Source organism: Flavobacterium sp. NRK1, from assembly GCF_024054175.1.
Lineage (GTDB): Bacteria > Bacteroidota > Bacteroidia > Flavobacteriales > Flavobacteriaceae > Flavobacterium.
This window is the reverse complement of sequence record NZ_JAMXLA010000001.1, coordinates 918,410-940,256: the sequence shown is the minus strand read 5'-3', so window position 1 is coordinate 940,256 and position 21,847 is coordinate 918,410. Positions and strand designations below refer to the sequence as shown.

At 38.8% G+C, this 21,847-nt stretch carries 16 protein-coding genes; 6 read left to right on the top strand and 10 right to left on the bottom strand.

Features of this window, described 5'->3' with window-relative positions:
• Nucleotides 1–13: 13 nt before the first annotated feature.
• The 9 genes from NHE85_RS04535 to NHE85_RS04495 form a co-directional block, all read right to left on the bottom strand.
• Nucleotides 14–391 carry a DoxX family membrane protein gene (locus tag NHE85_RS04535; RefSeq protein WP_252810093.1) on the bottom strand — a complete coding sequence of 126 codons (378 nt, stop codon included), beginning with the start codon at nt 389–391 and terminating at the stop codon, nt 14–16.
• A 188-nt stretch (nt 392–579) separates the two neighbouring features.
• Nucleotides 580–1,146, bottom strand: a complete 567-nt coding sequence (locus tag NHE85_RS04530) for a type 1 periplasmic binding fold superfamily protein (protein WP_252810091.1) — start codon at nt 1,144–1,146, stop codon at nt 580–582.
• A gap of 21 nt (nt 1,147–1,167) precedes the next feature.
• On the bottom strand, nt 1,168–3,552 hold the full coding sequence (locus tag NHE85_RS04525) for a TonB-dependent receptor (RefSeq protein WP_252810090.1): 2,385 nt from the start codon (nt 3,550–3,552) through the stop codon (nt 1,168–1,170).
• Nucleotides 3,553–3,784: 232 nt separating this feature from the next.
• Nucleotides 3,785–4,120 carry a hypothetical protein gene (locus NHE85_RS04520; RefSeq protein ID WP_252810088.1) on the bottom strand — a complete coding sequence of 112 codons (336 nt, stop codon included), beginning with the start codon at nt 4,118–4,120 and terminating at the stop codon, nt 3,785–3,787.
• A gap of 57 nt (nt 4,121–4,177) precedes the next feature.
• Nucleotides 4,178–4,813, bottom strand: a complete 636-nt coding sequence (locus tag NHE85_RS04515; RefSeq protein WP_252810086.1) for a hypothetical protein — start codon at nt 4,811–4,813, stop codon at nt 4,178–4,180.
• A 64-nt stretch (nt 4,814–4,877) separates the two neighbouring features.
• Nucleotides 4,878–5,867 carry an aspartate-semialdehyde dehydrogenase gene (locus NHE85_RS04510; RefSeq protein WP_252810084.1) on the bottom strand — a complete coding sequence of 330 codons (990 nt, stop codon included), beginning with the start codon at nt 5,865–5,867 and terminating at the stop codon, nt 4,878–4,880.
• 169 nt (nt 5,868–6,036) lie between these two features.
• Nucleotides 6,037–6,423: a large conductance mechanosensitive channel protein MscL gene (gene mscL, locus NHE85_RS04505; protein WP_252810078.1), complete on the bottom strand. Its 387-nt coding sequence runs from the start codon at nt 6,421–6,423 to the stop codon at nt 6,037–6,039.
• 60 nt (nt 6,424–6,483) lie between these two features.
• Complete coding sequence (locus NHE85_RS04500; RefSeq protein ID WP_252810076.1) at nt 6,484–8,925, bottom strand: bifunctional UDP-N-acetylmuramoyl-tripeptide:D-alanyl-D-alanine ligase/alanine racemase; 2,442 nt, start codon at nt 8,923–8,925, stop codon at nt 6,484–6,486.
• 6 nt (nt 8,926–8,931) lie between these two features.
• Nucleotides 8,932–9,564, bottom strand: a complete 633-nt coding sequence (locus tag NHE85_RS04495; protein WP_252810074.1) for a thymidine kinase — start codon at nt 9,562–9,564, stop codon at nt 8,932–8,934.
• Nucleotides 9,565–9,665: 101 nt separating this feature from the next.
• Here NHE85_RS04495 and NHE85_RS04490 point away from each other — a divergent pair, with 101 nt between their 5' ends.
• The 5 genes from NHE85_RS04490 to NHE85_RS04470 all read left to right on the top strand — a co-directional run bounded on the left by NHE85_RS04490 (nt 9,666) and on the right by NHE85_RS04470 (nt 14,619).
• On the top strand, nt 9,666–10,904 hold the full coding sequence (locus NHE85_RS04490) for a hypothetical protein (RefSeq protein WP_252810073.1): 1,239 nt from the start codon (nt 9,666–9,668) through the stop codon (nt 10,902–10,904).
• Nucleotides 10,904–11,626: a 16S rRNA (cytidine(1402)-2'-O)-methyltransferase gene (gene rsmI / locus NHE85_RS04485; RefSeq protein ID WP_252810071.1), complete on the top strand. Its 723-nt coding sequence runs from the start codon at nt 10,904–10,906 to the stop codon at nt 11,624–11,626. Before NHE85_RS04490 ends, rsmI begins: the two co-directional genes overlap by 1 nt.
• Before the next feature lie 102 nt (nt 11,627–11,728).
• Nucleotides 11,729–12,424, top strand: coding sequence for a hypothetical protein (locus NHE85_RS04480; protein WP_252810069.1), 696 nt, complete (start codon nt 11,729–11,731; stop codon nt 12,422–12,424).
• A 46-nt stretch (nt 12,425–12,470) separates the two neighbouring features.
• Nucleotides 12,471–14,168, top strand: a complete 1,698-nt coding sequence (gene recJ, locus NHE85_RS04475; RefSeq protein ID WP_252810068.1) for a single-stranded-DNA-specific exonuclease RecJ — start codon at nt 12,471–12,473, stop codon at nt 14,166–14,168.
• Between the two features lie 97 nt (nt 14,169–14,265).
• Nucleotides 14,266–14,619 carry a hypothetical protein gene (locus NHE85_RS04470; RefSeq protein ID WP_252810066.1) on the top strand — a complete coding sequence of 118 codons (354 nt, stop codon included), beginning with the start codon at nt 14,266–14,268 and terminating at the stop codon, nt 14,617–14,619.
• A gap of 9 nt (nt 14,620–14,628) precedes the next feature.
• On the opposite strand, the gene NHE85_RS04465 is transcribed toward NHE85_RS04470, so the two are convergent.
• Nucleotides 14,629–15,381: a UDP-2,3-diacylglucosamine diphosphatase gene (locus NHE85_RS04465; protein ID WP_252810064.1), complete on the bottom strand. Its 753-nt coding sequence runs from the start codon at nt 15,379–15,381 to the stop codon at nt 14,629–14,631.
• Between the two features lie 225 nt (nt 15,382–15,606).
• Between NHE85_RS04465 and NHE85_RS04460 the strand changes: the two genes are divergently transcribed.
• Entirely contained in the window at nt 15,607–21,780 is a 6,174-nt protein-coding gene (locus NHE85_RS04460) for a choice-of-anchor L domain-containing protein (protein WP_252810062.1), read from the top strand.
• Nucleotides 21,781–21,847 lie beyond the last annotated feature (67 nt).

Sequence of the window (21,847 nt, the reverse complement as noted above, 5' to 3'; positions counted from 1 at the left end):
CAAAACCAAAGTTTTAAGATGTTAATAAAGGCCTGTATTTCTGTTTGTACTTATAAAGCATTATGCCGTTTAGTACCACTACCAACAGTGCCGTGCCTATCGCCGGAATATCCAGGAAAAGATGGAACAGTAGTATATTAACTGACAGAGGAACCAGCAGCAGCAATACAAACGGAACCCACAATTTAAGGATAAGCAATAAACCGATAATAATTTCGAATATAGCCACCAGTGTAAGTATATAGCCGGTATTAGCCATAGAAGCCATAAAGTCTGCGGCTTCTTCAGGGGGTTGTGGCAACGGAATAAAAGAGTATATTTTATTTGCGCCAAAGGCAATAAGGATAAGCCCAAGCAGTATCCTTACAATTTGAGTAAATTTTGAATTCATAGGCAATAGGGTTTAATTTTAAGAAAAAATGATGTTTACCCTAAAGTTAATGAATTTATAATTAATGTTTTAAGATTTTATTTAAGAAATTGAAATCTTAAATATTCTGTTTATGAAAAATGCCACGAATGATAAAGGAATTTATAATTATAATTTCAGTGTTCCCTCTCATTCGTGGCATAATAAATTTACTCTACCCTTACATTAAATACTACTTCAGCGTCGGTACTGCCGCCTGCATTGGTAATAATGCCCTGGTTTACACCTTCGCCGGCTTTATTAGGCTCATGGCGTAATGTAATTGTAAGGTTCCCTGTTTTAGGTGTTTCAGTTGCAGTGTAGGTAAAGTTAAGCCCGATAGGCTTTCCGTTCACATCAGTATCTGCATAGGCAATAGTGCCAAGACCTGACTGTTGAAAGAATATCTGGTGTTCATGACCTTCTTCCTGTACTTCAAGAGTAATATTATCGGCAGGATTATCCAGCTCATTTAAAAATGTGATTGCTCCATTATACACTTTACCGCTGGTAAAATTACCCGAAACAGTAACAACAGGAGCATTAGGGCCGTCGCCATCCAGATCCTGAGATTTTAATACGATAGCTGAATCACCATCCTGTGGAGTGAAAGTTGCGGTTACGGTTGTAATCACTTCATTTTCGTTTACTATAGTAGCCGTATTATCGTCACTGCTGCATGAAGCAAAAGTGATAGCGGTTAGTAATGCAAATGCAGAAATTTTTAAGTTTTTCATTTTGATGAATATTTAAATGGATTAATAATTGAATTTTAATTGCAGTTGAAAATTGCGGCCTATATCGTCAGTATATAATCGCTGGCGATTAAGATAATCGCGATATTTTGTGTTGAATATATTAAGTACAGTAAAGCCAACGGCGAGTCCTGTTTTTTCGGAAGTTTTAAATTGCATGCCCGATGAAAAATGAAACATATGGTAACCTTTGGGCGGTGTGCTTATATCTACCAATGTAGATACTGTTTCGCCATTAACAGGAATGTCGGTCATAAAGTTATTGTCCGGATATCGGGTTTGTTTAAACACCGCTTCACTACGAAGTTCTAAATACAGGCTGTGCCAGTCTTCTTTTGTATAGCGAATTGTATTTACAATATTAAGCGGAGGCATTTCTATAAGAGGCAGGTTGTTCGTCTCGTCCTGTCCGTAAATGTATGCACCCGAAAAATTGTGCTGCCAGTGGCTGTTTATTTTCCATGTGGTATGCAAATCCAGCCCCGCCATAAGTGCATTGGTCTGGCGGTAATTATATACCGGAAACGAACCTCTTATGGTGTATTCTATACCTGTAGGTTGCAGAAATATAAAATTGTCTATCAGGTTAAGGTATGGTGTTGCTTCAAATGTAAAATTGCCATCTGTTTTTAGCAGCGTAGCCGAAAACTTGTATGCTTTTTCTTTTTGTGTGCGAAGATCACCAAGTTCAATTGTTCCGTTTGAGTGGTGCAGTCCGTCACTAAATAACTCCGACGGATTGGGGTTACGCATTGCAAGCCCTGCATTTACTAATAGCTGCATTGTGCTGTTAAGCTGCTTTCTTATACCAAGGCTTGCAGAAACATTGTGAAATGTAAATTCAGGATTCGTAAGCCATTGCGACCCGTAATCGGCAACTATAAATTTGTCGAAAACCCCATCATAGCCCTGGCTTGTCCATCTTGATTTCTGGTAGAATTTAGAGGCATCCATTTTAGAAAAGTCATAACGCAACCCTGCTTCTGCAGTTAATGTATTTGAAAAAGCATAGCTGGCAATACCATAAGCACCTGCATCAAACCTGTTATAGTTAGGAATAAGCGGACGTATATCGGTTAGCGGATCGGCCGTATTTTTCTGTATAGCTGTACTTGCGCCTGCCTTTAGGGTTACATTGTTAACTTCTTTCTTCCAGTCGGCTTGTGCAGAATGCGTAATCAGGGTAAGGTCTAGTGCCGGTTTGTTTTTAAATTCTCCACGCCTTATGTCAAACTCCTGCCTGCTATTGTGCTGAAAAGCATATTGCACAGACAATGATGAATTATCATTAAACCGTTTAGTAAAATTAATTTTGGCTAAATGATGGGTAAGCTCCTGCCTCGGAGCACCTATTTTATAAGTAAAAGGTTCAATAACGGCGGGTTGTCCGCTATTTATAGCGTTAACCAGATCGGATGTATTACCAATATGTGTTGCTTTTGCAATACCTATAGTAGCATTATATAAACTGTACGATGCTGTAATATCATAAGTGTCTCCAATGTATTTAACATCTCCGGCAAAATTGCTTTCGCGGTTTCCGGTGTTAGAAATTACATAATCGGGCGACTGCCTGTCGCCAAAGTATTTATAAGTGCCCGTGGCGTTCCATGCCCAGCCCTGTTCGGCTCCTTTATGCAGGCTTGATGATATACTGCCTCCGCGTCCGTTTGAAGCTAAATTCATAATTGTTTTTCCAAACAAAGTGTCTTTTAATACACTTACCGGATCTACCAATACCATTCCGCCAATACCATCGCCACCATATTGTAAAGCATTAGCCCCTTTTATAACCGTAATTTTACCTGCCGAATTAATGTCAAGGTTTGGCGCATGCTCGGTTCCCCATTGCTGGTCTTCCATTCGCACATTGTTAGATATTATCGGTACCCTGCTACTATGAAGTCCGTTTATAACAGGCTTTACAATAGTATTTCCCGTTTTAAGGCTATATACTCCGGCAACCTCTTTTAAAGCATCGCCCAAACTGGCATTGCTGTATTTTTCTATGGTTTCGGTTCTTAGCTTCTCCTCATATATGGCATTTTTAGGTATAGCATTATTTTCGGTAAGCACTACTTCGTCAAGTTGTTCTGCCTGGGGTTTCAACTTCACGTCAAAGCGCATTGGGGCTGCTATGGTAAGTAAGGTATCAAGGCTTTTATAGCCTACATAGGTAACTACCACACGGTGCTGCCCCGAAGGCGCATTATGCAATACATACGTCCCGTCCGGATTACTAACGGCATGCAGTTGTTCAATATGTATGTGCGCGCCGTCAAGCGGAGCATTTTTGTTTGTAGTTACGTTTCCGCTAATGGTATTTTGGGAATACGCACAAAGGCTGCCTGCCATAAAAACCGACAGGATTAAATAGTAAAATCGCATAGTAATGTTGTTCTGAAATGAATAGAATATTCAAAATCCCCAAAACAGAATGCTTTAAACAACTAATAAATCCTCACCCCAACCCTCTCCAAAGCAGAGGGGGCCTGAGCAAAATTGTATTTTTAATTGTGGGTTGGACTAGTTACATTATAGCTTGTATAATGATCTTGTACCATAGAATTAAGCATGCTGAGTGTCCCTCTCCTTTGGAGAGGGGTTCGGGGAGAGGACCTTAAGCTAAAGGCGGACCCCTATGGGAAAATAAACTTCCGGCGAATGCCGCAGTACCTTCTACGCTGTTAAAGCTGTAAGGGATTTCAAAAAAAGGAAAGTCAAGCCTTAAGCAGAACTGCTGTGACTGAATAAAGTAGTCAAAATGGAAATCGCAGACAGAACAGTCATCTTCATGATGGTTAGTGCCTACTGTAAGTTGTTTGGTTTCTTTCTTTAGTTCGTGATGCGCAAACGGCTCATGGGTATGACTAAAGGCATGAAAAGACTGGTAGGCAATAGTGAGCTGCACTAATGCCATCAGAGCCAGGTTAAATATGGCGAACTTTCTTTTCATTGCAGCAAAGGTATAAAAAGAATTTAATTAAATGCAATTGTGTTGCGTTAAATGCTTCTAAGTGCGAATGCCAAAATACATTAGATTTTCATATTTATGCGCTTCATACCTATGTCCATCAAGTTGTAAAACTCCAGGGCCAGAGAAACCCTCATTAAGTAAGCTTATTTGATGAATTATTAATTCAGCATCTTCCGTGTCAAAATTGGAATTCAGTGTTGTAAGTATTAATCCTTTCATAACCTTTATTAGTACACTGTAATACCTATCTTCTCCATAGCCTTCAGCAAGTAAAAAGACCTTTGTTATTCTGTGATATTTTTTATCCAATCTTGTTATTATTTTTATGTTCTTATCTAAAGGTATGGTAAATATATCGTAAGTGTTTTTGCTTTCATAAACTCCTTTTCCTAACCTAAGATCCCATTCATTATGTTTCATAATGCTATCAAACCTTTTCCTGAAAATTTCAACAGATTGTAATAAGTAATTTTCATCATCAGCATCAAATAGATCTTTTGCCAACCATTTTGAATCATGTTTAAGAGGAACTGTTGTAGTAGTATCTACAGACAACAGGGTTTTGTCTAAAGCTAAACCTTTTTCGGCTGAGGTATTCTTGGGTTGCAAAGTACTTTCTTTACAGCTTGTAAGAAATAATAAAATGCAAGTCAAAAAGAAAAAAAATTTCATAATATATAATTAAAAAACCCGCAAAGCTTTCGGCTGCGGGTTTCAAATATACTATATTTTTGTTCTAAACCAGATTGTTAGCCACCAAGTACTCCGCGATTTGTACCGCGTTTGTAGCAGCACCTTTACGAAGGTTATCAGCAACAATCCACATATTAAGGGTATTGTCCTGGCTTTCATCACGACGGATACGCCCAACAAAAACATCGTCTTTACCTTCTGCATATAGAGGCATTGGGTAAGAGAATGCACTAATATCATCCTGAACGGTAATACCCGGTGTGTTTTCAAGAATAGAACGCACTTCTTTAATATCAAAATCGTTAGAGAATTCTACGTTAACCGCCTCGCTGTGTCCGCCTACGGTTGGTATGCGTACCGTTGTAGCCGTTACTTTTATAGAATCGTCAGATAATATCTTCTTCGTTTCTTTCGTCATTTTCATTTCCTCTTTGGTGTAGCCGTTCTCTTCAAAAACGTCTATCTGAGGAATAGCATTTCGGTGAATAGGGTATTTGTATGCCATTTCACCTTCAATGCCTGCATATTCGTTCTCTAACTGCTTAACAGCCTTAACACCTGTTCCTGTAACCGACTGGTAAGTAGAAACTACTACGCGTTCAATGTTGTATTTTTTGTGCAGCGGTGCCAGTGCCAGTACCATTTGTATGGTAGAGCAGTTTGGGTTAGCTATAATTTTATCGTCTTTAGTAAGCTCACTTGCATTAATTTCAGGAACCACCAGTTTTTTAGTAGTGTCCATTCTCCATGCGCTTGAGTTATCAATAACAGTAGTGCCTGCTTCTGCAAATTTAGGAGCCCATTCTTTAGAGGTGTCTCCACCTGCAGAAAAAAGCGCTATTTGCGGCTTCATGCTTACAGCAGTATCCAGGCTTACCACCTTATACTTCTTTCCATTATACTCAATTTCCTTACCTACCGATCTCTCAGAAGCAACAGGTATTAATTCCGTAACGGGAAAATTTCTTTCTGCCAGTACTTTAAGCATTACTTCGCCTACCATTCCGGTAGCGCCTACAACAGCAACTTTCATAAATTTAGATGTTATTAATTATAATGTTTTGGGCAAAATTAGTTATAAAAGTGTTTCAAAACACAAAAATATAACAAAGAAAAACCGCCTTTAAGAGCGGTTTTGTTAAACAATAGAATATATAGCGTAGCGGGTACGTATTTTATAACAAGCGTGTTACAGTTATAGTTTATGGCCTTGCTTTAAGGGCATCTCTTATTTCCATAAGCAGTTTTTCTTCATTTGTAGGTGCTGGTGGCGCAGCAGGCGCGGCAGCTTCTTTTTTACGTGAAGCATTTACACCTTTAACAATTAAAAATAATGTAAAGGCTACAATTAAAAAGGAGAGCACGTTTGATATAAAGTTGCCGTATTTTACCCCGGCTCCCCAGGTAAGGTCTTTAATGTTTTCAAGATTAGCCTCTTTAAGTACCGGATTAAGTATTAGCGGCGTTATAATATCTTCTACTAAAGATTTTGTAATTGCCCCGAAAGCAGCACCGATAATAACACCCACTGCAAGGTCTAATACGTTACCTTTTAAGGCAAACGCTTTAAATTCTTTCATTAATCCCATAAGCTTAATTTTTAGGTTTTGAATAATGTTTTGGTTATAAGCTAATATACAAAAACAATTTTATTCTTTATAGAAAACCCTTTTAACACGTTGCGAAATGCTTGTTAAAATTTCATAGGGTATGGTGCCTAATAACGCTGCCATCTCGGTAACTGTGGGGCTTTCTCCAAATATTACAACCCTGTCGCCTTCGGTACAGTCTATGCCTGTTACATTTACCATCATCATATCCATAGATATGGTTCCGGTAATCGTGGCTTTTTTGCCGTTTATTGTTACATAGCCTTTTTGGTTGCCCCATGCACGCGGAATCCCATCAGCATAACCAATGGGCAGGGTAGCTATACGGATTTTTTCATCGGCTATAAAACGTCGGCTGTAGCCAATGCTTTCGCCGGGTTCAATATCTTTTATCTGTAGGATAACCGTTTTTAAAGTGCCAACCGTTTGCAGGCTTTGGCGTTCCGTTTCATCATTGCCTACACCATACAACCCAATACCCAAGCGTACCATGTTATACTGTGAATCGGGGAAATTGTAAATTCCGGATGTGTTTAGTATATGACGGATAGGGTTTATTTCCAGTGCAGCAATCAGTTTTGATGACCACTGCTCAAAGTTTTCTATCTGCCCTAGTGTAAAGTCACGGTAGTCGGGTACATCACTTGACGATAAATGAGAAAATATACTTTTAACCGAAACAAAATTATTGTTACGAAGCAGGTCTATAAGCTCATCAAGCTGGTTTTTCATAAAGCCCAAACGGTGCATGCCGGTATCCAGCTTAATATGTATAGGGTAGTCCGACAGGTTTTTTTGTTGAGCTACTGTTATAAACGCTTTTAATTCTTTAGCAGAATATATTTCAGGTTCAAGGTTATAAGCCGCCATTGCAGCAAAGGCACTATGTTCGGGGTTCATTACAATTATAGGCGTGGTTATTCCTGCATTGCGCAGGGCTATGCCTTCATCGGCGAAAGCTACACCTAAATAATCTACTTTTTGGTGCGATAGTGCTTTGGCAATTTCATAACTGCCACTACCGTAGCCAAAGGCCTTAACCATAACCATAATTTTGGTTTCGGGTTTTAGCAGGCTCTTATAAAAGTTAAGGTTGTGTACTATAGCATTAAGGTTGATTTCTAAAACTGTTTCGTGGGTTTTCTCTTCCAGAAAAGCCACGATCTCATCAAAGCGGAAACTTCTGGCTCCTTTTATAAGTACAGTTTCGTTTTCAAGCGTTGTGGCTTTAGAGTGTGCTAAAAATTCCTGCGTAGTATTGTAAGAGAAAAAGTTAGGGTAGTCTGCCAGTTGCTTGCTTATGGTTTCGCCAATGCCAATAACCTGACTGATGTTATGACCCGACAATAATTTAGCTACTTTGGCATAAAGTTCATCGGTTTCAAATCCGCTCTGAAAAATATCTGATAATATTACCGTTTTTTTGGCGTGTGTTTTATGCTGCTCTAAAAAGTCGAGGGCTATTTTAAGCGACTGATAATCGGAGCTAAAACTGTCATCTATAATAGTGCAGCCGTTAATACCGTTTTTTACCTGTAGGCGAAGCTCAACAGGGTACAACCCTGCCAGCCTTTCTTTTATAAGGCTGTGGCTATAACCCAAATATAGCATTACCATCATACTGTTTATGGCATTTTCTACAGATGGCGCATCGGTAAAAGGTATTTCGGCTTCAAAACTATCCTTCGGTTGTTTTACAGTAAGTGTTGTTGTACCTTGTTTTTGGCTCGTTGTAATAGTAACATCGGCACCGGTAGTATAATCCCAGGTATAGGTTTTAATGTCCGGACTTAATAGAGAAGCAACAACATCATTCTTTTGGCAGATAAGTACTTTTACGTTTCGAAACAGTTTCAGCTTTTCGCGTATTTTTTCTTCGCGGCTGCTAAACCCCTCATCATGCGCGCTGCCTATATTGGTTAATACGCCTATTTCGGGTTGTATTATAGCTTCCAGTTTATCCATTTCACCAGGAAGTGAAATGCCTGCCTCAAAAATACCCAGGTTGTGTTTTTGATTGATGCCAATTACAGATAGCGGCACGCCAATTTGTGAGTTGTAACTCTTGGGGCTTCTAACAATATTATAGTCGGGGCTCAGTAAATAGTTAAGCCATTCTTTAACTATGGTTTTTCCGCTGCTGCCGGTAATCGCTATTACCGGAAATTGAAAAATAACACGGTAATATATAGCGAAATCCTGAAGCGCTTTAAGAGTATCATCTACAATAAAAAAGTTGGCTTTACCTTTAGCACCGGCAGGAATTTGGGTCACTACAAAATTAAGCACCCCTTTGTTTATAAGCTCCGTGATATATTGATGCCCATCGTGGTTTTGCCCGTGAAGAGCAAAAAACAATGTTGTGCTGTTGTTTTGCAGTGATCGGCTGTCTATAGAAACATTATCTATTTCCATATCGGGCTGTATCCCATCAAAGCGGGAATGCAGCGCGGGAATTATAGTATGGGTTGTTAAGCTCAAGGGTTATTATTTTAAGTCGTCTTTTGGTACAGACGTTTCTTTATTGTGTGTCTTAGGTGCAGCTTCCCTCATTGCTGCATAATATGCTGCCCTGCTCAGAGGTTCATATTCTTCGGTTTCGCCAAGCAGTACAAGGTTGTCGCTGTTGCCTTTTCTAAAACTGTAATTGGCAAGGTTTCCGGTACGGGTGCATACAGCATGTACTTTGGTAACATATTCGGCAGTAGCCATAAGTGCAGGCATTGGTCCAAAAGGGTTGCCTTTAAAGTCCATATCCAGTCCGGCAACAATAACACGTATTCCACTATTGGCAAGGTCGTTGCATACGGTTACAATCTCATCATCAAAAAACTGGGCTTCATCTATACCTACCACATCACAGCCCTGTGCCAGCAGCTTCATCATAGCCGATGAGGTTACCGGGGTAGAACGAATTTCATTGGCATCGTGAGACACTACCATTTCGTCGTGGTAGCGGGTTTCTATAGCGGGTTTAAATATTTCAACCTTCTGCCGGGCAAACTGTGCTCTTTTAAGCCTGCGTATCAGTTCTTCGGTTTTTCCCGAAAACATCGACCCGCAGATAACCTCTATCCACCCGAATTGTTCTTTATGATTTACTGTATTTTCAAGAAACATTTTGTAATTTTCAGGATGTAAAACACAAATGTTTTGTTTTACTTTGTATAAAACAAATTTATTAAAAAAGTATTGCGCTATTCCCTATAATTCTAAAAGTTATGAAGAAAAAATTAGAAGCCGAACTGATAAGCATCGCCCATAGGATACTTAAATTAAAGAACAGGGCAGAGCTTGATCAGCTTCAGCAGGAAACACTGAAATTATATGAGAAGATTTCGGTATTGCGATTTGTGGAAGATAATTTTAGCGATGTAAAACCTACTATAGGGAAAGTTTCGGCAGAAGAAGCGCTTGAAGAAATATACGGACTTGAAGAGCAGCCCGAAGTTAAGGCTAACGAGGTAGAAGCCAAAGAAGAAACGGCAAAACAGGAAAAAGAAGCGGCAAAGGCTAAAGAGGAAGTGAAAGAGGAGAAAAAAGAAACTCCTAAAGCTGAAGAAAAACCTGTTGAACCGGAAGCTGAAGAACCAAAACAGGAATCTGAAAAAGAAAAAGCCGAAGAACAGCCTGAAGAAGAGGATGCTGAAGAAGAACCTGAAGCTAAAATTGAGATTGAAAAACCTGCTGAAGAGGTTAAGGCAATGGAAGAAGCGGCTACTGCTGTATTTGAAAAAGAAGAAGACAGCACTATTGAAGAAGAGGAAAAAGCTGCCGATGCTGCAATTGTGACTATTGAACCAGATAAAGAAACTAAGACTGAAGATTCAGGACTGGGATTTGATTTTGCTTTTGAAAGAACAGCAGCTCCCGAAGAGCCTGCCAATCAAAAAGAGATAACTTTTGAAGATTATCATAATTATGTAGAGCCTGAATTTGTAAAAAAAGATGATAACGGCTCGCCCGCCAAAGCAGAGGAACCTAAACCGGAAGCAGTAAAAGAGCCTGAAGAAGAAAAACATTCAAGATATAGGGACTGGCGCGACTGGGAGCCGGCAAAATCTGAAGAAAAAGAGGCGCCAAAAGAGGAAGTGAAGGCGGAGGTTAAAACACCTGAGCCACCTAAACAGGAAACGCCTAAAGAAGAACCAAAGCAGGAAAGTACAGTAAAAGGCAATATTGCTTCGCGTTCTGATTTCGAAAAACCAAGATCGCTTAATGATGCTTTGGGGAAAAGTATTTCATTAGGGCTTAATGACCGTATAGCATTTGAGAAACATCTTTTTGGAGGCAGTGCCGACGATCTTAACCGTGTGCTGTCGCAACTTAATACCATACATACTTTTAAGGAGGCTAAAGACTTTATTAATGAATTAGTAAAACCTGACTATAACGACTGGAAAGATAAAGAGGAGTATGAAGAGCGTTTTATGGAGATCGTTGAGAAAAAATTTGATTAATGTCTAAACTATATATAGTTCCTACACCTATAGGTAATCTTGAAGATATGACTTTTCGTGCTATTAAAGTGCTTAAAGAAGCAGATCTTATACTTGCCGAGGATACCCGTACCAGTGCCAAACTATTAAAACATTTTGATATTGGTACGCACATGCATAGCCACCACATGCACAATGAGCATAAAACGGTGGAAAGCATTATTCAGCGGCTTAATAATGGTGAAACCATTGCCTTGATATCCGATGCGGGTACACCTGCAATATCCGATCCCGGATTTTTACTTACACGTGCCTGTGTAGAGAACAATATTTCGGTAGAATGTCTTCCGGGTGCTACTGCTTTTGTGCCTGCATTGGTAAATAGCGGACTGCCAAACGATAAGTTTGTTTTTGAAGGTTTTCTACCCGACAAAAAAGGCAGACAGACGCGTTTTTTGGCTTTAGCCGAAGAAACCCGTACCATGATATTTTATGTATCGCCACACAAACTGGTAAAAACCTTAGCCGAATTCATTCATTACTTTGGTGAAAGCCGTCCTGTTTCTGTATCGCGTGAGTTAAGTAAACTACATGAAGAAACCGTTCGCGGTACTGCAACCGAAGTATTGGCACATTTTGAAAAGAAGGAGCCTAAAGGGGAAATCGTGGTTATTGTTGGAGGGTTTGTACCGGAGGGGAAAGCTTCGAAGAAGAAGTATAAAGAGGAAGATTGGATTAATTAGCTGTTTATCAATACTTATACTATTTGTAAGAAAAATAAATACGAATCAAATTTTATTTTAGAAAGGTTGCTTGTATATTTAAGTTAAATATTTTATATTATTATGCCTTTAAAAGAAGTTGAAATACACCCTTATTTACAATTACAATCTAATTCTAAAAGCTTTTCTTCGAACTTAATTAATAAAATGATTGTTGGCACATTTCCGATTTATTGTATTGCAGATTCCAATCCTGTAGAAGAAGAAGGGATTGAATTGCGTCAAAACTATTTGGAAAAAGCAAGATTTAAATTTTTTTATGGCAGTCGTTTAAATAGCTTTTGGAATTATTTAGCTTCTTGTTTTAAGAATAATATTCCTAACGATGAATTTGAAGCAATAGAATATCTTAATAGAAATAATATTTTTATTACAGATGTGTATTCTAAGATCATTAGAGAAAAATATTCTTCTAGTGATAAGGATTTAAAAAATCCTGAATATAATTTATCTTTAATCACTTGGATTAAGAATATGAAAAATCTTGATCATATTATATTTACTAGTGTGCTGGCAAAAAGAATGTTTTGCAAGATAATAGACTTAAATTTTTCAAACATAAAAACAGAAGATATTATAATTTATAACAAAAGATATAATACTTCTATCTTACCTTCACCTGGAGGAAATGGTCGTTCAATACGTCATTTTTTTAATAGTTATCCATTGGTTAGGGAAGAGATAGAATTAAAAAATGCTAAATTACCTTATGCGAATATTTATAGAAATAGAATATATTCTGAAGTTCTAAAATCATGATTTATAGTGAATATATTAGGGAGTTTTTTAATAGAATTGATTATAAATGCGCTGGAACCTAAAACCAAAACCCGACCCTCTTAAAGTTAAACACCTTGCTGATGTACTCAATGTAGATGCTGTTGTTGCTACACTACTTGTGCAACGTGGTATTGAAACGTATGAGCAGGCAAAAACGTTTTTCCGCCCTGTGCTTTCAGATTTGCATGACCCCTTTTTAATGAAAGATATGGATAGGGCAGTAGAGCGTATAGAAGCTGCTATAGCAGCAGGGGAAAACATACTGGTTTTTGGTGATTATGATGTAGATGGTACAACGGCAGTGTCGTTAGTGTCATCCTATTTAAGATCGTATTATCCTAATGTGGCTACTTATATTCCCGACAGGTATAATGAAGGTTACGGGGTTTCTACCGCCGGAATTGATTTTGCCGATGATAACGGATTCTCTTTAATTATAGCGTTAGACTGCGGTATAAAATCTATTGATAAAGTAGCGTATGCCAATGAAAAAGGTATCGACTTTATAATTTGCGACCACCACCGCCCGGGCGATATATTGCCGGATGCGGTTGCTATATTAGACCCTAAACGTGCCGATTGCGATTATCCATACGATGAGCTTTGTGGCTGTGGGGTAGGTTTTAAATTGATTCAGGCATTATCCTCACGCCGGGGGCAAACCATACAAAACCTTGTTCCGTATCTCGATCTTGTTGCTGCTGCTATAGCTGCCGATATTGTACCCATAACCGGAGAGAACCGCGTATTGGCTAAATTCGGACTTGATGTTATTAATACTTTTCCCAGACCGGGCATTAAGGCACTCATTCAGAATGTAAAAAAGAAAATGCTTACTATAAGTGATGTTGTTTTTATAGTAGCACCGCGAATTAATGCTGCGGGACGTATTAAGCATGGTAATTATGCAGTTGAACTTTTAACTGAATTTAATATAGAACAGGCAGAGGAATTTGCTTCGCAAATTGAAGGCCTGAATGCAGACCGAAAAGATCTTGATAAACAAATTACTGCTGAGGCTCTGTTGCAGATTGAAAGAAATAACGATCATGATCGTTATACTACGGTAGTGTATCAGGAGAACTGGCATAAAGGGGTAATAGGTATTGTGGCATCACGGCTCATTGAAACCTATTACAGGCCAACGCTTGTTTTTACTAAAAGCGGTGATAAGCTGGCAGCTTCAGCACGTTCGGTAAAAGATTTCGATGTATATAATGCACTTGAGGCGTGCGCTGAACATCTTGAACAATTTGGAGGGCACATGTATGCTGCAGGACTAACTTTGAAAGAGGAGCAATATCCGCTTTTCAGGCAAAAATTTGAAGAAGTAGTTGGGCAAACCATAACTCCTGAATTACTTATACCCGAGATTAGTATTGATGCTGAAATTGATTTTGCTGATATAACACCGAAATTTCACCGTCTTTTAAAACAATTTGAGCCTTTTGGCCCCGGTAATATGTCGCCTGTATTCATGTCGCGCAATATTAAAGATACCGGCTACGGGAAACCTATTGGTGCTGATGAAACCCACCTTAGATTGTTTGTTAAACAGGGTGAGTCGGAAGGTTTTGCAGCTATTGGTTTCGGTCTTGCTAAAAAGATGGATCTTGCCTGCGATGGAAAAGCTTTTGACGCTGCCTATTCTATTGATGAAAATGAATGGAACGGTCAGGTTAATCTGCAATTGCGGTTAAGAGATATACGATGTGAGGAATAGTTGTGTTTTTCATTGTTGAAAACTTCGGTTAAATTTACTATTATTAATTTAGAATGATTTTAAATAATTGCTATTTTTGTTTGAAACCAAAAGTACTATGAAAGAAGTAGAACAAATATATTATAATGATTTTGGTGTAGCTTTTCACTGGAAGAAAAATGATAGGGTACTGACACATAAAGTTCAGATAGTGTTTAAAGAAACCGGATTTTATCTTTCGTATGATGAAATAAAGGCTTTTGCTCAAATAATAGATAACACTTGTGAAGAAATGATCTGTAATAGTTGTTCATTTCGTAGCAAATGCTATAAGTATCTGCTTAAAACACCACTACAGCAAGTAGATCTGGCGGTATCCAGAAGCGAACTTTTTCTTATAAAAGATCTCGTTGAAGGTACACTCTTTAATATGGACCTGCATAACTATATAAATAATGTATGCAGAAATTAAATAACTGCATTATTTTTTATACTCTATAACCTCAAGTTTTTCGCCATCAAAAACACCGTAGGTAAAATAGCCTATCCAGTCGCCCAGGTTAACGTACGTTGAATTTTCTCCTACTTTAATAGTCATAGGCAGGTGGCGGTGTCCAAAAACAAAATAGTCATAATGTTTTGTTTCCAGTTTGCGTTTTGAGTATAAAACCAGCCATTCATTTTCTTCTCCTAAAAACTTTACATCGGCATCACCTGATATAAGTTTATTTTTTACCGAAAGGTATTGTGCCAGTTTTACGCCCAAATCGGGGTGAAGCCATCTAAAAAGCCATTTGGAAAAAGGATTAGTAAATACTTTTTTCATTCTTTTATAGCCTTTATCGCCGGGGCCCAGTCCATCTCCATGGCCAATCAGGAAAACTTTATTATTAAAAGTAAATTGCTGAGGTTTATGAAATACCGGTATGTTAAGCTCTTTTTCAAAATAGTCGCTCATCCATAGGTCATGGTTGCCGGTAAAGAAATATATAGTAATACCGCTATCGCGTAGTTCTGCCAGTTTTCCAAGCACACGTATAAAACCTTTAGGTACAACGGTTTTGTACTCAAACCAAAAATCAAAAAGATCGCCTAAAAGAAAAAGTATAGTGGCATCCTGCTTAATCTCGTCAAGCCATGCAACAAACTTTTGTTCTCTCGGAAAACTTAATTCGGGGGTTGGTGCTCCAAAATGCTGGTCTGAAGCAAAATATATGCGTTGATTTGTATTCATATAGTTTTAAGACCCTGCAAAGATAAAACTATTTTCCGGATTCAATTATTTATGAGAATGTTAAGCTAAAAATGCATTGTGTATTTTTATATTCATAACAATTGACTTTGATTTTGTTTTTTTTAAGAAAAAAATGAATTATCTTCAATAATCAGTATGGATTGAATAAAAATTTTTAGTAATTTTCCCCACATTAAACATAAACTACTAATTAACTATTCGTCTATGAAAAAAATTACCTTAGTAATTTTCATGTCGTTGTTATCTTTCTGCGGCTTTGCTCAGCTTGCCCAGGAAGGTTTTGAAACAGGGTGGACGCTTGCCGATACAGGCACAAGCACCACGGGCTGGTTTCAAATGCAAAACGGCGTGGGACTGAACGTTAAGTGGGCACAGGGAGCTGCAAATAGTTCTACCCAGCCTGCTTATGAGGGTGAGCGGGCGGCTTACCTTCAAAAAGAGAATGTATCTTCAGGAATACCTGAAGATTATTTGGTAACACCACAATTTACGGTTCCTGATGCACCGGAGTTAAGGTTCTTTTCGCGCCTTACACAAGCTGGAGATCAGGGAAGTATTTATAAGGTGTTTATCCTTGACCTTACTGCCAACCCTACGGCAGATTTAAACTCACCGGCTTCTTACACGGAACTTCAGTCGTGGACTGAACTTCAAATTAACCCGGTTAACACGGACTATATTGAAAAAATTATCGAGCTTCCTGAAACTTATATAGGTTCAGAAGTTCGTATTGCTTTCATGATGGCAGGTGATAATGGTGACCGTTGGTTAATTGACAATGTAAAGGTTGTTGCTAAATGTGTTGAGCCTGCAACTCTTGCCGTTGCTAATGTAACCCTTACTGAAGCAGATCTTTCTTGGGAAAACCCAAGTGGCGCTACTTCATGGGAAATTGAGATTGTTGGGGATGAAGATATTCCTACAGGTACTGGTGTAACATATACAGGTACTCTTCCTTATCATGTAGCAAATCTTGATGAAGATACTTGTTACAAATATTACGTTCGTGCACTTTGTGACGGCGGAGGTAAGAGTGACTGGGTAGGTGCATATTATTTCTGTACGCAAGGTTTAGGAGATACTTGTTCTGCTCCGATTCCTGTTGCGTCTCTTCCGTATACTTCAGGGTTGGATAATACTGTAAATTATGCCGACAACTATAATGGTATGCCGGGTACGGGCTGTGGTAACAGTCCTTGGGAAGATTATCTTTCCGGTAATGATGTTGTTTATCAATACACAGCTACATTTACAGGCGCAATTAATATAGATCTTACTGAAAACGGACAGTATTCAGGTGTATTTGTATATAATGAATGTTCAGATATAGGTACAGGATGTCTTGCGGGTGGTGTGGCAGGTTTTGACGGCCTTCCTGTTTCGCTTGAAGATTTTCCGGTTGTTAACGGAGAAGATTATTATATAGTAATTTCAAGCTATAGTAATCCTACTACTCCTTATATGCTTACTATACAGGCTGTAGCTTGTGATGAGCCTACTAACCTTTCAGCCGATAATATCGGTATGACTTCTGCAGAATTATCATGGGATAATCCTACGGGAGCAACTTCATGGGGTGTTGTAGTTCAGCCTCAGGGTACAGGTGTACCTCAAGGTGCAGGTACTACTGTAACTGACAATACTGACTATTTATGGACTGGCTTAACAGCTTCAACTCCATATGAATATTGGGTAAGGGCAGACTGTGGTAACGGTACGTTTAGTGCATGGGCAGGTCCTTATCAATTTAATTCTATGATCTGTAATGTAGATGTTCAGTGTGAATTTACATTTACAATGTGGGATATGTATGACACCTGGAATGGACAGACAATGGATGTTAAGCAAAATGGTATAACGCTTGCTACATTAACAGGTCCGGACTTTACAGGAGATCCTGTAGATCAGGTTGTTAAAGTTTGTAACGGTATGCCGGTACAATTGTACTGGAATGCAGGCGGTTCTTCATGGGCTGCAGGCGAAGTTGCCGTGAGCGTTAAAAACTCTTTTGGACAAACAATTTATGTTAAGAATTTCGGGGAAGGAACGCAAAATACACTTCTTTATGAAGTAGTAGTTGATTGTGATATGCCTTACTGTTTACCTCCGGGCGGACTTACTGCTACCAATGCTACAGAAACTACTGTAGATTTAGCATGGGAAGGTAGCGCTACAGGTGAGTGGGAATATTATATAGTTCCTGCAGGCGATCCTGCTCCTACAGCTTCTGATTCTGGTGTTCTTACAACTACTAATCCTACTATAGCGGCTGGTCCTTTACAGGCTTCAACCAACTATGAGTACTATGTTAGAATGCATTGTGAAAACTCAAGTACAGATGTAAGTGAGTGGAGTAAAGCATTTCCGTTTAGTTCATCAGTTTGTGATCCTGCAACAAAATGTGAATACGAATTTATAATGAATGCTAGCTGGGATGGCTGGCAGGGAGCTGAAATGACTATCAGACAAGACGGAACTAATGTTGCTACTATAGGTTCATCTTTTGAAAGTGGTGGTACAAGTCAGACAGTTATAGTGCCTCTTTGTTCAGGTGTTCCTTTTGAAATATTCTGGAATGACGGTGGTAGCTGGGAAGGTAACGTAGGTCTTCAGGTTAAAAATAATTTTGACCAGATCCTTTTCGATCTTCCTATTTATTCAAGCGGTTTAGTAAATACTGTAATATTCTCTGCTGATGTAGATTGTGAGCATCCTGCATGTTTGCCTCCTACTGGTCTTACCGCATCTAACGGTACTACTACTTCTATAGATCTTGCATGGGATGGCCCTGCAACTGGAGACTGGGAATATATTGTACTTCCTGCAGGCAGTCCTGCACCAACAGCTTCTACACCTGGTGTTGCAACTACAACAAACCCTGCGGTTGCTGTACCTCTTGATGCTCCTGCAACAAACTATGAATACTATGTAAGAGTAGTATGTACAGGTGCAAGTGAGCCTACAAGTACTTGGGCAGGTCCGTATGCAATACACTCTGAGGCTTGTGAGGAAGCAGATAAATGTGTATTCCATTTTGAACTGTTAAGCCAAAACGGATGGGGTTATGAAGACAATACTATGACAGTTTACCAATCAGGTGTTCCTGTTGCCGTTTTAGGCCCTGAATTTACCTGGGGTGCGCCAGATATGTATTCATATATAATGGATGTTCCTTTATGTCCGGACCTTCCAATTGAAATTGTTTGGAACGTAGGCGGATGGGATGATTACGAAAAAGGACTTCATATATATTCTCCTTACTGGGAAGATGTATTTGTAAAAGACTTTGGTGAAGGTGCTCAGGGAGATACAATATTCTCTGGTACTGTAACATGTGATCCTCCTGCTTGTATTAAGCCAATTGATCTTGTTGTGTCTGATGTTCAGCTTAATTCAGTTGAATTATCATGGAATGCTCAGGGATCTACTGCTACCAGCTGGGAAGTTTGGGTATTGCCTTATGGCTCACCTGCTCCGGATCCTGCAACTACGCCTGGAACTGTAGTAACTACTAATCCATATGTGTGGGAGAACTTAGTATCAGGTACACCGTATGTATATTATGTAAGAGCAAATTGTGACGGAGATGGTTACAGTACTATTTCTCAGCCTCGTACATTTGTTACAGCTATAGAAAATGACAATTGTGATGCTGCAATAGATATTCCTGTTAATGCAGGTCTTGAATGTACAGAGAGTGTTGCAGGTACTCTTACAGGTGCAACTTCTTCGGGCTTGGCTCCAAGTTGTTACTGGTCTACTCCTGACTATGATGTTTGGTATTCATTTACTGCTACATCTACAGATCTTGCAATAGCAATAAATGATGCAACAGGAGTTGAAGCGGGTTATGCAGTGTATGAAGGTGCTGATTGTGGAAGTTTAACTGAGGTTGCCTGTGCAACAGCTGTTTACCCTGATTCAGGTGCTAAAGGCGTTGTTCACGGTTTAACAGTTGGTAACACATATTACGTACAATTATACGCTACTTATATGCCAAACCCATCTGAGCCTTCAAGCTTTAGTGTTTGTATATCTACTCCTGCGCCAATTATTGTTGATGCTACTATGAGTGTTGAAGACATAGTTAATAATGCCCTTGTTGTTGAAACTTGTGCGAATATTCAAAATATTACTTCAAGTACAGGTAGTGATTTTGGATATGATAATGGTATCGCATACTTCGAAAAAGGCCTTTCTACATTTGGTATAGAAAAAGGTGTGGTATTAAAAACAGGTAATGCTGCTACGGTTGCCGGTCCTAACCTTGGTGGGGCTAGCAGCGATGGCTACTGGCCTGGAGATCAGCAATTATTTGATTATATCACAGGTCTAGGTATAGATCCTAACTTATATAATTATAATGATGCAACTATTCTGGAATTTGATTTTACACCACTTGCTAATAAACTAAGATTCCCGTTTGTTTTTGCTTCTGATGAGTATGGTCAGTATCAGTGTAATTATTCTGATGCATTTGCTTTCTTCCTTACAGAGCTTGATGCTGATGGAAATCCTGTAGGAGCGACAACTAATCTTGCAGTTGTGCCAGATACAAATGCTCCGGTATCGGTTATCACTATAAGAGATGATAATTTTAATACTATATACGATACTTGTCCTTCTGCCAATGAAGCATATTTTGATGCTTACTATGGTAATGATGATATACAAAACCCGGATGCAGCTTCAGATCCTATGCTGGCACCAGTACACTTTAAAGGTACAACAGTAAAAATGTTTGCTGAATCTGCAGTAACGCCAAATACTACGTACCATATTAAATTGGTTATTGCTGACAGAAATGATAATAGTATGGACTCTGCCGTATTTATTGGTGCATTTGACATCGGTAATCCTGATCTTGGTGTTGACCTTACTATTGCAGATGGTAATGGTGTATGTAGTGATGCTTCTTACACTATTGAAAGTAATCTTCCTGCTGGAGATTATACATTTACATGGTACAAAGATGGTAGTGGAGACCCTATTCCTGGTGAAACAGGTGAGACACTTACTGTAACTGAATCAGGTGAATATTCAGTTGTGGCTTCATTCGGAGGAGTTTGTGAAACTTCAGATTCAGTTCTTGTAGAATTCTACCCTCCTGTAGAAGAAGTAACCGGAGATCCTGTACAGTTAATTATTTGTGATGCTGACGGATTTGCTACATTTAATCTTTCGGATAACACACCGGCAATCCTTGACGGAGTATCTAATCCTTCTGATTATACAATTTCATATCACCGTTCACAAGAAGATGCTCAGAATAATGCTGATGCTCTCCCTGAAACTGATTTTGAAAATGAAACTCAGGGCTTACAGGAAATTTATGTAAGAATTGAAGATGCTAAAGGTTGTGTGGGTATTAAGTCATTCAGTCTTGTAGTACAAGATCTTACACCGGCGTTTGCAGTTAATGAAGACTTCTCTATTTGTGAGCATACTTCAGCAACTATTAGTGCTACGCCTACAACAGATCCTGCTAATTACGATCCTGCAACAGTTACTTACACATGGACATTTAATGGTGATGTAATGCCTGATACAACTTCTTCTATTACGGTAGATGCTGAAGGTACTTACGAAGTTACTGTAAACAACCAGGGATGTACTGCTACAGATTCAGTTGTGATGACAGTTATTCCAACTCCTGTTGCTGATGATCCTGCTGATGTTGTTGAGTGTACAAGTTATACACTACCTGCGCTTAGCGAAAATAATGGTTATTTTACAGGTGAGGGCGGAACAGGAACTCAGCTTAGCGTTGGTGATGTTATAACAACATCTCAAACAATATATGTAGTTGCTAAAAGTGCAGAATCTGTAGATTGTGTTGCTCAAAACAGCTTTACAGTAACTATTATACCAACAGCTATGGTATCTGTTTCTGAAATGTGTCATGGTAACGATTATGTATTAGAAGCTGTATTCGATGCTGACGACATTTATAATGTTGATAATGTAACATTTGAATGGACAGATGCTTCAGGTACTTCTCTTGGAACTGAATCTACACTTACAATTACAGATCCGGGAAGCTACTATCTGACAGTGACGCCAGCAGGACAGGATAAAAATTGTCCGGTTACGGTTGAAGCTCAGATAGATAATACAACCTGTTTAATTCCGCGTGGTATATCTCCTAATGGTGATGGTAAGAATGACGAGTTTGATTTAACTACATTAGATGTTAAAAAACTTGAAATATTTAACCGTTACGGACAGGAAGTTTACAGCAGATCTAACTATACTAATGAGTGGATTGGTCAGGGCAGCAACGGCGACGAGCTACCTACAGGAACTTATTTCTATATGATAGAACGCTCTAACGGAGAAACTAAAACCGGATGGGTTTATATAAATAGACAGGAATAATAATTTTTTTATAAAATAGGGCAGATTTTTTCAATTACTGATTAAACCTTTTACGATTTTTAAAGTC

Coding starts and splice junctions, on each gene's coding strand:
- NHE85_RS04535 (WP_252810093.1), bottom strand. CDS start 391: ATGAATTCAAAATTTACTCAAATTGTAAGGATACTGCTTGGGCTTATC.
- NHE85_RS04530 (WP_252810091.1), bottom strand. CDS start 1,146: ATGAAAAACTTAAAAATTTCTGCATTTGCATTACTAACCGCTATCACT.
- NHE85_RS04525 (WP_252810090.1), bottom strand. CDS start 3,552: ATGCGATTTTACTATTTAATCCTGTCGGTTTTTATGGCAGGCAGCCTT.
- NHE85_RS04520 (WP_252810088.1), bottom strand. CDS start 4,120: ATGAAAAGAAAGTTCGCCATATTTAACCTGGCTCTGATGGCATTAGTG.
- NHE85_RS04515 (WP_252810086.1), bottom strand. CDS start 4,813: ATGAAATTTTTTTTCTTTTTGACTTGCATTTTATTATTTCTTACAAGC.
- NHE85_RS04510 (WP_252810084.1), bottom strand. CDS start 5,867: ATGAAAGTTGCTGTTGTAGGCGCTACCGGAATGGTAGGCGAAGTAATG.
- mscL (WP_252810078.1), bottom strand. CDS start 6,423: ATGGGATTAATGAAAGAATTTAAAGCGTTTGCCTTAAAAGGTAACGTA.
- NHE85_RS04495 (WP_252810074.1), bottom strand. CDS start 9,564: ATGTTTCTTGAAAATACAGTAAATCATAAAGAACAATTCGGGTGGATA.
- NHE85_RS04490 (WP_252810073.1), top strand. CDS start 9,666: ATGAAGAAAAAATTAGAAGCCGAACTGATAAGCATCGCCCATAGGATA.
- rsmI (WP_252810071.1), top strand. CDS start 10,904: ATGTCTAAACTATATATAGTTCCTACACCTATAGGTAATCTTGAAGAT.
- NHE85_RS04480 (WP_252810069.1), top strand. CDS start 11,729: ATGCCTTTAAAAGAAGTTGAAATACACCCTTATTTACAATTACAATCT.
- recJ (WP_252810068.1), top strand. CDS start 12,471: ATGCGCTGGAACCTAAAACCAAAACCCGACCCTCTTAAAGTTAAACAC.
- NHE85_RS04470 (WP_252810066.1), top strand. CDS start 14,266: ATGAAAGAAGTAGAACAAATATATTATAATGATTTTGGTGTAGCTTTT.
- NHE85_RS04465 (WP_252810064.1), bottom strand. CDS start 15,381: ATGAATACAAATCAACGCATATATTTTGCTTCAGACCAGCATTTTGGA.
- NHE85_RS04460 (WP_252810062.1), top strand. CDS start 15,607: ATGAAAAAAATTACCTTAGTAATTTTCATGTCGTTGTTATCTTTCTGC.